This is a genomic window from Streptomyces sp. NPDC056835, from assembly GCF_042789485.1.
Taxonomy (GTDB): domain Bacteria; phylum Actinomycetota; class Actinomycetes; order Streptomycetales; family Streptomycetaceae; genus Streptomyces.
On the sequence record NZ_JBHUBB010000004.1, the window covers coordinates 132,038 to 144,564 of the forward strand.

The window sequence follows — 12,527 nt, forward strand, 5'->3', positions numbered from 1 at the left end:
GTGCGTCCGCCTCATCACATCCGACAGGGGAGGCCGCACGCCTATGGAGGTACAGCTGGCTGCACCTGCCCAAGAGGGGTCAGCTGTAGTTGAAAGTGCGTCAATCCCGCTGTTTTCCAAGAGTTTAGCCGCAGTCCCGAGCCACGCCCAACAAAGGGGGCCGAGTCGCCGGCGGCGTTCTTCCTATGCCGGAAAGGCCCGGGGTCGGAACATCTCCAGGAAATGTGGCCGGAATGCCGTAGTGATCCGCGAGGAGGCTTTGGCGGGGGCTAAAACTCCCCCGTGCGGTCCGGCTGTCCTCGCTCTGCTTCCGCCGGTGATCCGGCAGGTCGTACGTGCACCCGGCCCCGACGCGGGGGCTACCCCATCCCCACCGGTTCCACAACCGGCGATGCCCGGCCACATCGACCGGCCGGATCTCTGAGGCGTCGCCAGAGGGTTCCCGAGGCAACTGGCCAACGAGTATTCCCGCCATCAGAAAGGCGAGTTCGAGTGACTGCCGGCGGTCGCGGCGCGCGGCACGGGCCGTCTCGTAGCCCCGGTTCGGATATCGGTGACGGGCGTCTCGTCGCGGCCGCACGCCACGCCCGGACGTTGCCCACGCCGCGGGCCGTGCTCTTCATCGGCAGCAGGAAAAGACCGGTTGGTCGGTACGGAAAGTTTGATGGAAAGCCCCACGCGAAGCGGGGCGGAACGGCATGGGGAATCGGCGGCTCGAATTCGGTTCCGGCTCGGGAGAGGCGTAGCGGAAGAATTGCGACCCACCTGGAGAACACCGCCAGGCATCCGCGGAGTGGACCGCACCGGTTTCCCCGACTGGACCGGGCTCCGTACCCGGACCGGTGTTCGGGCGGTCCCGGTTCGGAAGCAATCATGAATAGGGACGACGAATGGCAGAGAGAGCACTTACGGACGAGGCAGCGGGGGCAGCGGGGCGCCCCCACTACCCCCGGCCGAGGATTACCGGCGGCCGCGGTGCCGCGCCCCGTCCCGGCCCGCCGCGCGCAATGCCGCCAGCGCGGAGCCCGGACCCGCGGCGGTGACCAGCGCCTCTCCCACCAGTACCGCGTCCGCGCCGTGCGCGGCGGCATTGGCCACATCCTCGGGCCCCCGGATACCGGATTCCGCGATACGTACCACCCCCTCCGGGATACGCGGGGCGAGCCGCGCGAAGGTGCCGCGGTCGATACGGAGGGTCTTCAGATCGCGGGCGTTGACACCGATCACCGACGCGCCGAGCGCGAGCGCGCGATCGGTCTCCTCCTCGTCGTGCACCTCCAGCAGCGCTGTGAGCCCCAGCTCACCCGCGAGCTTCAGCAGCGCGGCGAGCTCGTCCTGCGCAAGCGCCGCCACGATCAGCAGCGCCAGGTCCGCTCCATGCGCCCTGGTCTCCCACAGCTGGTACGGAGTGACGACAAAGTCCTTGCGCAGTACGGGGATCCGTACCTCGGCGCGGACCTCGTCCAGGTCGGCGAGCGAGCCGTGGAAGCGGCGCCCCTCCGTCAGGACGCTCACCGCCGCCGCGCCGCCCCGTTCGTACTCCCCGGCCAGCGCCGCCGGGTCGGTGATGGCGGCCAGCGCGCCCTTGGACGGGCCGGCGCGCTTCACCTCGGCGATGACCCGCACGCCCGTGGTGCCGCGCAGCGCGGCCGCGGCGTCGAGAGCGGGCGCCCGGCTCAGCGCCCGCTCGCGCAACTCACCTTCGGGGAAATGTCGTTGGCGCTCGGTGACGTTTTCGCGTACTCCGCCGATGATCTCGTCGAGCACGGTCATGGGGGTGTCGGTCCTCTCGGATTGCCTCGCTCTTCCGACCGGCTGGACGGTGACACGCTCACCGACCGCGTCAGGAGGCGATCGGGACGATCTTGGGGTTGGCGAGGGTCAGATAGTCCTCGGTGGCGAGCGCCACCGACAGGTCCAGCCTGGCCGCGTTGAAGTACAACGTCGGCTCCGCGAAGAGCGCCGGGTCGGCCAGCACGGTCAGCTCGTCGTGGAACGAGAACGGGATTATGCTGCCGCTCACACAGCCGGTCAGGCTCTCCGCGAGGTCGCGCCGGGCGAGTTGGGCACGCTTCCCACCGCACTCCGCCCCGACCCGCTCCAGGTCCACCCGGCGGTCGCCGGGGATCACCGCGAGGATGTGCCGCTCGGCCGGGGTGCCGCCGAGAACGGTGACGATCATGCATTTGGCCGCTGCCGTCAGGGCATGGCCGCGCAGCGCGCTGGCGGGCGCGGTCCGGCCCTCGGGCGCGTGCGCCAGGAGTTCGTAGCGTGCGCCGGACTCCTCCAGCAGGTTCAACAGACGCTGCGACGCGACGAGTTCGTCGCGGCCGGCGGTCTCGTTCATGTGGTCGCCGACTGTCTGGCCGGGGCCACCGGCCGCATCCAGGAGTGGGCGTCGGGCAGTTCGCCGCGCTGGATACCGAACAACGCGGCGGAGAGTCTGCCGGTGATCTCGCCGGCCGTGACCGCGCCGCCGGTGCCCTTGCCGAGGGCGCCCTTGCCGGAAGAGCCCTCGCCGCAAGAGCCCTCGCCGATGGTCCAGGAGCCGTCCTTGGTGCTGACCTCGTTGACAGGGCTGATCCGAGCGGCTGTGCCGCACGCGAAGACCTCAGTGATCGCGCCGGAGGCGCAGTCGGCCCGCCACCGCTCCAGGCTCAGTGGCGCCTCGCTCACCGGCACACCGAGGGTGGGTGCCAGTCGCAGCAGCGCGTCACGGGTGACGCCGGGCAGCAGGCTGCCCGTCAGTGGCGGGGTGACCAATCGGGCCGAATCGCCGGATCCGTACACGAAGAAGAGATTCATGCCTCCCATCTCCTCGACCCAGCGGCGCTCCACCGGGTCGAGCCAGACGACTTGGTCGCACCCCCTGCGCCGGGCCTCCTCCTGGGCGAGCAGGCTTCCGGCGTAGTTGCCCGCGCATTTGGCGGCTCCGGTGCCACCGGCGGCGGCCCGGGTGTACTCGTCGGTGACCCATACCCGTACCGGGCGCTGGCCTTGGCCGAAGTAGCCCTCGGTGATGAACGCCACCAGCAGGAAGCGGTACTCACGGGCGGGACGCAGAGCGAGGGTGCGCTCACTCGCGAAGAGAAGGGGGCGCAGATACAAACTCATGCCGGGGTCGTCGGGTATCCACTCCTGGTCCTGGGCGACCAGGGCGTCCACCGCCGCGAGGAACAGCTCCTCGGGCGGCTCGGGCATCATGAGGCGGCGGGCCGAGGCCCGCATCCGTCCGGCGTGCGCGTCCGGCCGGAAGACCGCGACCTCGCCGGTGTGCGAACGGAACGCCTTCAGCCCTTCGAAGACGACCTGTCCGTAGTGCAGACCGACCGTGGCGGGGTCCAGGAGCAGCGGACCGTACGGGACCAACTCGACGTCGTGCCAGCCCTGTTCGAGGTTCCATCGGGCGGAGACCATGTGCTCGGTGAACGCGGTGCCGAAGGCGGGGGCGGCGCAGCGCTCCGCGCGCTCCGGCGCCGTCAGTGGTCGGGCTACGGGTGTGGACACGATATGCACTCCGGCCTCCTGTGGCGGTTCGTGCGATCGGGGTGGGGCGGGGTGGGCGCGGTAGGCGGGGCGGGCGAGGTGGAGTGGACGGGGCGGGGCCGGGCGATGAGACCGGGTGCGCGGCCGGAGCGGCGGTGGGTCACACCAGTGGGGCGAAGAAGTAGGTGTCCCGTCTGCTGAACCGCCGCTCGCCGTTGAGCAGGAAGAAGTCGGCGAATTCCAGGTGCACTTGGCGGCCGTCCTTGAGGACACCCTCGAAGACTCCGTTGACCGCGACCTGGTCGCCCCGCGCGACGATCGTGGCGACGGTGTGCCGGCCGCTCTCGATCACGCGCTCGCCGGTGTAGAAGGCGGTCAGACCGGTGTGACCGCGCATGGGCTCGTACCCCGGCCGCCGGTAGACGGCGTCCTCCGCGAAGAGGGAGACGAGTCCGAGGATGTCGTCCGCGTCCACCAACCGGTAGTACTCACGCACCCGGGCCACATTGACCTCGGTGGGAGAGCTCTCGGTCATCTGCTGTCCTCCGTCCGATGTGTACGGAATGTACAGGTGGTGCGTGTTGTACGGACTATGCGCGCTGTACGGGATCCCTGGGCTGAACGGGTCACGTCACCCGCCCATGGCCTCGATCAGGGACTTGGGCCGCATATCGGTCCAGTTGGTCTCCACGAAGTCCAGGCACTCCTGCCGCCGTTGGGGGCCGAAGACGACCTCCCAGCCCTTGGGTACCTCGGCGAAGGTGGGCCACACCGAGTGCTGGCCCTCCGTATTGACGAGTACGAGATAGAAAGCGTCATTGTTCTCGAACGGTACCGACATTTCTGTGTTCCTTCTCATTCGGATTCGGATGCGAGGAAGGCCGGGGCGTCAGCCGAGGAGCGCGCGCAATTCGCGTACGAATTCCCCGGAGAGCCCGGCGATGGTCTTTTCGTGATGCGTCGCGCCGGAATAGCGGATGGCGAGCCTGAACCGTCCGGCGATGACGACTCCGGTGATATCGAGCAGATGGGGCCGCTCGGCGCGCTCGCTCTGCTGGGCGACGGCCGGCAGTACGGCGCGTACCGGACCGCCCCCGGTGGCTCCCGGGGCGTCGTCGAACCGGCCGAGGTAGTTGAAGACCACCTGCGGCGCGGGCGCGCCGACCAGCGTGGGCTCCCGCTTGAGATGGCGCAGGGCGCCGTATCCCAGTCCCTGCCCGGGGACAGCACGCAGTTGTCGGCCCACGAGCTTCACACGCGCCCTCGGCGGCTGATCACCGGGGACGTTCAGATGGACCGGATGGATGGTGGTGAACCAGCCGACCGTACGCGACAGATCGAGGTCGTCGAACAGCTCTTCACGGCCATGGCCTTCGAGGTCGATGGTGACGCCGGCTCCACCCGCCCAGCCGGAAAGGCTCGCGCCGAGCGCGGTCAGCAGAATGTCCTCCGTACGGACGCGGAACGCGGCGGGCGCCGTACGCAGAAGCGCCTCGGTCTCCGGCTCGTCCAGTTCGACGGTGAATTCCGCTTCCGACGCGACCGTATTCGGTCCCGGTCCGTCCACCGGAAGAGGAGCGGATTCGCGCTCCAGCACCTCTTTCCAATAGGGGAGTTCGGATGCGAAGGCACCATCCTGGGCGTGCTCGTTCAACCGCGCGGCCCACCGCGCGAAGGATGAACGGACCGGCTCGACCCGTACCGGCTCGCCCTCTCGTGCCTGCCGGTAGGTGGAGTCGATGTCCGCGAGCAGGACTCGCAGCGAGACCGCGTCGGTCACCAAGTGGTGGGCGACCAGCAGCAGTCGGGGCGCGCTGCCCGCGCCGCCGTCGAAGAGGACAGCGCGCGCCACCGGCCCTTCGGCGAGATCCAGTGACGCCTGGACCTCGGCCACCGCCCGGTCCACGATCTCCGCCAGCTCCCGCGCGGTGACGCCGAAGATGTCCCGCCGGGCGACGGGGACGGCCTGCGACTCCGGGGCGATGTGCTGGGTACGTACGGCGGCGGCGCCGGTGAAACGGGTCCGCAGGGCCTCGTGGCGCGCCAGGACGGCGGTGACGGCCCGGATCAGCGCGTCGTGGTCGGTGTCCGGCGCCAGCTCCAGCTGGACGGACATGTTGTAGTGGTGCGGGTCGGTGCGGTACGTCTCGAAGAAGCGGCGTTGTACGGGGGTGAGCGGCAGCGGCCCCGTCGTCGTCGCGGTCGGTGACGCCGGTCCGTCGCCCGGGCCGGACGCCGCGCTGTCGACCAGCTCCGCCAGCGCGCGGACCGTCGCGGCGCGGAAGACGTCCTTCGAGGTGAGCGGCACCCCGGCGGCGCGGGTGCGCGCCACCAGCTGGATGCTGAGGATCGAGTCACCGCCGAGATGGAAGAAGTTGTCGTCCAGGCCCACGTCTTCGAGGCCGAGCAGTTCGGCGAAGATCCCGGCGAGCAGCACTTCGGTGTCGGAGACCGGCCGCGCGTCGGGGTCCCCGGCCGTGCCGGTCGGCTCCGGCGCCGGGAGCGCCTTGCGGTCGACCTTTCCATTGGCCGTCAGGGGCAGTTCGCGGAGTACGACGAGGGCGGCGGGGATCATGTAGTCGGGCAGGGTCAGACCCGCGTGCCGGCGCAGCGCGTCGGTGTCGAGCGAGTAGGTCTCGCTGTCGAGCCCGGGGCCAACGGTGCCGAGGCCAACGGTGCGAAGGCCGTCAGCGTCCAGGCCATCGATACCGAGACCGTCGGCAACGGTGTCGCGCCCATGGGCAACGGTGCCGAGCGCGGGACCGTCCGGGTGAGGGGTGACATAGCCGACCAGCCGGGGTCCGTTCGGGCCCTCGGCGGCGATCACACACGCCTGCCCGACACCGGGCGCGGCGGCCAACACGGCCTCCACCTCGCCCAGTTCGATCCGCAGCCCGCGGATCTTGACCTGGTGGTCGGTGCGGCCGAGGTATTCGACGGTGCCTCGGTCGGTCCATCGCACCAGATCGCCGGTACGGTACATCCGCGCGCCCGGCGCGCCGAACGGGTCCGCCACGAATCGTTCCGCGGTCAGCCCCGGCCGTCCCAGATACCCACGGGCAAGCTGCTCACCCGCGAGATACAACTCACCGGGCACACCGACAGGCACCGGCCGCAGCAGCCCGTCCAGTATGTGCAGCCGGGTGTTCCAGACCGGCCCGCCGATCCCGTGCCGTACACCGGGCCGTACATCCTCGGTGGTCGCCCAGATGGTGACCTCGGTCGGACCGTACAGGTTGGTGACGCTCGCGGCGGAACCGGCGAGCCGCCCCGCGAGATCCGGTGGCAGCGCCTCACCACCGACGAGTACCCGCAGTCCCTTGACCACATCGGGCCGTACGGCGAGCAGCATCCGCCACAGCGACGGGGTGGCCTGCACGATGCCCGCCCCGGAGTCTTCGAGGATCCGCGCCAGCCGGTCGGGGTCGCTGACGGCCTCCTGCTCCGCGACGATCACACTCGCTCCGGCGAGCAGCGGGAGATAGATCTCCAGCGCCGCGATGTCGAAGCTGATGGTGGTGACGGACAGCAGCTGGTCGGTGGAGGTGAGCGGGAACCGGTCGGCCATGCAGGCGAGGAAGGTGGCGAGCGCCGCGTGGGGAATCACCACGCCCTTGGGCCGCCCGGTGGAGCCCGAGGTGTAGATGACATAGGCCGGGTGCTGGGCGGCGTGCCGCCGTACCGGATCCACCGCCTCGTAGGCCGAGGGGTCGTAACCCTCGGCGCCCGCCGGGTTGTCGAGGAGCAGCAGGGGGCTCTTGCTGTCCGCGACGAGGGCGCGGGTGGCGGTGTCGGTGAGTACGTGGACGGGCTCCGCGTCCCGCAGTGTGTACGCGAGCCGGTCGGCGGGGTGACCGGGGTCGAGCGGCAGATAGGCGCCGCCCGTCTTGAGGACGGCGAGCAGCGCGACGACGAGGGTGAGGGAGCGGGGCAGCGCGAGCGCGACGACATCCTCCGGTCCGACGCCCTGGGCGATCAGATGGTGCGCGAGCCGGTTGGCGCGCTCGTTCAGCTCGGCGTAGCTCAGGGTGGTGCCATGGCTGACGACGGCGGGCGCGTCGGGGGTACGGGCCGCCTGCCGCTGGAAGAGATCGATCACGGTGGCGTCCGGCAACGCCCGCTCCGCACCGGCCCGGTGCGCGTCGATACGTGTCTGCTCGCCCTCGGTCAGCATGGTGAGCGCCGCCATCGGACGCTCGGCACCACCGGGCGCGGCCAGCGCCTCGGCCAGTGTCACCAGATGACCGGTCAGCCGCTCGATCGTGGACGCGTCGAACAGATCCGTGCTGTATTCGACCGAACCCCGCAGCTCCCCACCCTCCTCCCAAAAGGTGAAGGTCAGATCGAAGAGCGAGAAATCACGGGAGAGCGGCTGCTCGGAGAGTTCCACACCATGCAGTCGCATCGGCGCGGCGGGCGTGTTCTGGAAGGCGATCAGCGCCTGCACCAGCGGGGGCCGGCTCAGATCACGTTCGGTGACGACCGCGTCGACCACCCGGGAGAACGGCGCCTCGCCATGCGCGAACGCCTCCAGCACCGTTTCGCGCACGGAGTCCAGGAACTCCCCGAACGTGCGCAGTTCGTCCACGTCCGACCGCAGCACCAGGGTGTTGACGAAGAAGCCGATCAGCCCCTCGACCTCGGCCCGGTCGCGTCCGGAGCTGAGGGTGCCGAGCGCGATGTCCCTCCGGCCGGACCAGCGTGCGAGCAGCAGGGAGCTGAGCGCCGTGGTGGCCATGAAGAGGGACGCGCCGTGTTCCTGGGCCGCGCGGGTCAGTCCGTCGGTGGCGCGGGCGGAGAGCCGGAAGGTGTGCAGCGCTCCGGAGTAGCCGAGGATGGGGGGACGGGGCCGGTCGGCGGGCAGCTCCAGTGGCCGCACCCCGGCCAGCTTGCGCCGCCAGAAGCCGAGTTGGGCGTCGAGCTCCTGCTCGGTGAGGTGCTCGCGCTGCCATACGGCGTAGTCCGCGTACTGCACGGCGAGCGGGGGCAGGGTGCTGTGTCGCAGCAGGTGGGCGGCATCGCGCGAGCCGGTTTCGAGGGCCGCGTTGTAGAGCGCGCCGAGTTCGCGCGAGACCACGCCCATCGACCAGCCGTCCGTGACGATGTGATGGATCGTCACAGCGAGCGCGTGATCGTCCGGCGCCGCGCGGACCAGCAGGGCACGCAGCAGCGGACCGTTCCGCAGGTCCATCGGCAGGGCGAACCGGGCGGCCAGGGTGGCTTGAAGTTCCCGCTCGCGCTCGCCCGGATCGGTCGTGGTGGGCTCGGTGACCGGGACCGGGACTTCGTAGGGAGCACCGATCAGCTGTACGGCGCGGCCGTCGACCGCGCCGAAGGTGGTGCGGAGCGATTCGTGCCGTGCCACCAGCGCCGACAGCGCGGCCGAGAGCGCGGAGATGTCCAGCGGGCCGGTGAGCCGTAGCACTCCGCCCGCGTTGTAGGCCGGGTTGCCCGATTCGAACTCGTCCAGGAACCAGAGGCGTTGTTGTGCGAACGACAGTGGCAGATCGCGGTCGCGGCCGGCCGGGGCGATGCGCGCGGTGTGTCCGGCGGCGCGGCCGTCGGCGACCCGCTCGGCGAACTCGGCGATGGTCGGCCGGTCGAAGAGCGCACGGGCGGACAGTTCGATCCCGAAGGTCTTCCGCACCCGGGAGATCACCTGGATGCTGAGGATCGAATTGCCGCCCAGTTCGAAGAAGTTGTCGAGGACGCCGATGCCGTCGAGGTGGAGCACGCTCATCCAGATGCCGGCCAGCGCCTCTTCCAGGGCGTTGCGCGGGGCGACGCGCTCGGCGGTGGCGGCGAGGAGCGAGGGGTCGGGGGCGGGCAGCGCCCTGCGGTCGACCTTGCCGTTGATGGTCAGTGGCAGTGTGTCGAGGACGACGACGACGGCGGGGACCATGTAGTCGGGCAGAGCGCGGGTCGCGTACTCCCTGACGGTGGCGGCTTCGAGCGCGGGGGCGTGCGTATCGGTCCCGGGACCGTGCATGTCGGTCCCGAGGCCGCGCATGTCGGTCCCGGGGCCGTCGGGGCTCTCGGGCCGCGCGGTGACGTACCCCACCAGCCGGAGCCCGCCGGGGGCGTCGGCGGCCACCACACACGCCTGTCCGACGCCGGGCGCCGCGGCCAACGCGGCCTCCACCTCGCCCAGTTCGACGCGGTGCGCGCGTATCTTGACCTGGTCGTCGGTGCGGCCCTGGTACTCCAGGGCGCCGTCGGCCGTACGGCGCACCAGGTCGCCCGTACGGTACATCCGTCCGCCCGGCGCGCCGAACGGGTCCGCCACGAAACGCTCCGCGGTCAGCCCCGGCCGCCCCAGATACCCACGGGCAAGCTGCTCACCCGCGAGATACAACTCACCGGGCACGCCCACAGGCACCGGCCGCAGCAGCCCGTCCAGTACATAGCCACGTGTGTTCCAGGAGGGTCTGCCGATCAGGACCGCGCCGGCCGGGTCGGCGTCGCCCGGCGCGAGGGTGTGTACGACACAGCCGACCGTCGCCTCGGTGGGTCCGTACTCGTTGACGACGCTCGTGTCGCGGTGCCGCGCCCGCCAGGGGGCCAGTGCCTCGCCGAGCAACTGCTCGCCGCCCAGCACCAGATCGCCCCGGGCAAGGACCTCGTCGGGCAGCGACTCCAGCAGCGGCAGATGGCTGGGGGTGGCCTTGATGAAGGTGGGCGCGGGCCCGCCGGCGCCCCACAGCCTCGGGTCGATGTCCTCCAGCGCGCTGACGTAGACCGTGCCGCCGACGGCGAGCGGTGCGAACAGGGTGGTGACGGTCAGATCGAAGGAGACCGAGGAGTGCAATATCGCACCGCCCCGGATGCCGGGATATGAACCCTCGCACCAGCGAAGGTAGTGGGTGAGTCCGCTGTGCGGTACGACGACCCCCTTGGGGCGGCCGGTGGAACCCGAGGTGTAGATGACGTACGCGGCGTTTCCGGGCCGCAGCGGGGCCCGCCGGTCCGCGTCGGTGAGGTCCGCCACCGACCGCGAGGCCAGCGCCTCGCGGGTGGCGGGCAGGTCGAGTACCAGATGCCGGGTGCCCGGGCCGGGCCGTACCGGAAGATCGGCGGCGCGTTGGGTGATCACGTGTACGGGGCGGGCGTCGGCGAGCAGCGCGGCGACCCGTTCGGCCGGGTAGTCGGGGTCGACCGGCAGATAGGCCGCGCCCGTCTTGAGCACCGCGTACAGCGTCACCATCAGGTCGGCGGAGCGCGGCATGGAGAGCGCGACCACGTCTTCGGGGCCGACGCCCTGGGCGGCCAGTTCGTGGGCGAGCCGGTTGGCGCGCTCGTTGAGCTCGGCGTAGCTCAGTGTTCCGCTGTCGGTGACAACGGCGGGCGCGTCGGGGTTACGGGCCACCTGCCGCTGGAACAGCTCGACGGCGCTGGTGTCCGGCAACGCCCGCTCCGTACCCGCCCGATGGGCATCGATACGTGTCAGCTCGCCCTCGGTCAGCATGGTGAGCGCCGCCATCGGACGCTCGGCACCACCGGGCGCTGCCAGCGCCTCGGCCAGTGTCACCAGATGACCGGTCAGCCGCTCGATCGTGGACGCGTCGAACAGATCCGTGCTGTATTCGACCGAACCCCGCAGCTCCCCACCCTCCTCCCAGTAGGTGAAGGTCAGATCGAAGAGCGAGAAATCACGGGGTAGCGGCTCCTCGGCCAGTTGTACGCCGTCCAGTCGCAGGGGCTCGGAGGGTGCGTTCTGGAGCGCGACCATCGCCTGTACCAGCGGTGGACGGCTCAGGTCGCGCTCGGTGACCAGGGCGTCCACCACCTGCTCGAAGGGCGCCTCGCCGTGCGCGAACGCCTCCAGCACCGTTTCGCGTACGGAGTCCAGGAACTCCCCGAACGTTCGCAGTTCGTCCACGTCCGACCGCAGCACGAGAGTGTTGACGAAGAAGCCGACGATCGGCTCGACCTCTCCTCGGTCACGGCCGGAGACAGGGGTGCCGACGGCGATGTCACGCCGGCCCGAGTGGCGGGACAACAGCAGCTGGCTGAGCGCGGTCACGGCCATGAACAGGGTCGCGCCGCGCCCCCGCGCGAGGGCGGCCAGCCGCTCGGTGAGTTCGGCGGGGAAGCGAACGGGGTACGCGGCGCCGGCGTACCCGCGTACGGCGGGACGCGGCCGGTCGGTGGCCGTGTCCAGCGGTGTCAGCGCGGCCAGTTTCCGCCGCCAGTAGTCGAGTTGGCGGTCCAGCTCACCGCCGGTCAGCCGCTCGCGCTGCCAGACGACGAAGTCCGCGTACCCCAGGGACAGTGGTGTCAGCCCGGCACGTTCCAGCAGGTCGGCGGCCTCACGCGGCCCCGGCGGCAGGGCCCCGGCGTAGAGCGCGCTCAGCTCACGCTCCAGGATGCCCATCGACCAGCCGTCCGTGACGATGTGATGCATCGTCAGTACGAGGATGTGAGTGGTGTCGTCCAGCTTCACCAGAAGCGCGCGCAGCAGCGGGCCGGTGCGCAGATCGAAGGGGCGTGTCACCTCTGCCCTGAGCAGGCTCCTGACGATCAGGTCCCGCTCGGCGTCGGGGGCCGGTGGCACGTCGGTGACGGGCACCGGCACCGCGAAGGGTTCACCGATGAGCTGTACGCCCTGCCCGTCCACCGCGTCGAAGGTGGTGCGCAGTGATTCGTGCCGTACCACCAGCGCCGAGAGCCCGGCGGCCAGCGCGGGAACGTCCAGATCGCCGGTGACCCGCAGCGCCGAGCAGGAGTTGTACTCCGCGCTGCCGGGCTCGAACTCGTCCAGGAACCAGAGCCGTTGCTGGGCGAACGACAGCGGCAGGTCGCGGTCACGGCGGGCCGGGGCGATCCGGCCGGGCCGGGCCTTCCCGTCGTCGCCGCCGGCCAGCCGGGAGCGCATCCTGTCCCGCACATGCTCGGGCAGGGACTGAATCCAGCTCTCGCGTGATGCCGCGTCCATGCGTCTCTCTCCTCTACGAGTGCCACGAGGTCGTACGGGTACTGCCGAGGCTGATCCGGCCACGGGCCACACTTCTGGCGCGCGCCACACTTCTACCGCGGGCCAC

6 protein-coding genes are annotated in these 12,527 nt (G+C 70.7%); all 6 read right to left on the bottom strand.

Annotated elements, in window-relative coordinates; translation table 11 throughout:
• Window positions 1-960: 960 nt before the first annotated feature.
• Window positions 961-1,773 carry an indole-3-glycerol phosphate synthase TrpC gene (gene trpC / locus ACFRMN_RS06365; RefSeq protein ID WP_383014121.1) on the bottom strand — a complete coding sequence of 271 codons (813 nt, stop codon included), beginning with the start codon at window positions 1,771-1,773 and terminating at the stop codon, window positions 961-963.
• A 70-nt stretch (window positions 1,774-1,843) separates the two neighbouring features.
• Entirely contained in the window at window positions 1,844-2,347 is a 504-nt protein-coding gene (locus ACFRMN_RS06370) for a YbaK/EbsC family protein (protein ID WP_383014123.1), read from the bottom strand.
• Complete coding sequence (locus tag ACFRMN_RS06375; protein WP_383014126.1) at window positions 2,344-3,516, bottom strand: branched-chain amino acid aminotransferase; 1,173 nt, start codon at window positions 3,514-3,516, stop codon at window positions 2,344-2,346. Before ACFRMN_RS06375 ends, ACFRMN_RS06370 begins: the two co-directional genes overlap by 4 nt.
• A 130-nt stretch (window positions 3,517-3,646) precedes the next feature.
• Window positions 3,647-4,021 carry a nuclear transport factor 2 family protein gene (locus ACFRMN_RS06380; protein WP_383014129.1) on the bottom strand — a complete coding sequence of 125 codons (375 nt, stop codon included), beginning with the start codon at window positions 4,019-4,021 and terminating at the stop codon, window positions 3,647-3,649.
• A 96-nt stretch (window positions 4,022-4,117) separates the two neighbouring features.
• Entirely contained in the window at window positions 4,118-4,327 is a 210-nt protein-coding gene (locus ACFRMN_RS06385; protein ID WP_383014132.1) for an MbtH family protein, read from the bottom strand.
• A gap of 48 nt (window positions 4,328-4,375) precedes the next feature.
• A complete protein-coding gene (locus tag ACFRMN_RS06390; protein ID WP_383014135.1) occupies window positions 4,376-12,421 on the bottom strand; it encodes an amino acid adenylation domain-containing protein in 8,046 nt (2,681 codons plus the stop codon).
• Window positions 12,422-12,527: the final 106 nt, after the last annotated feature.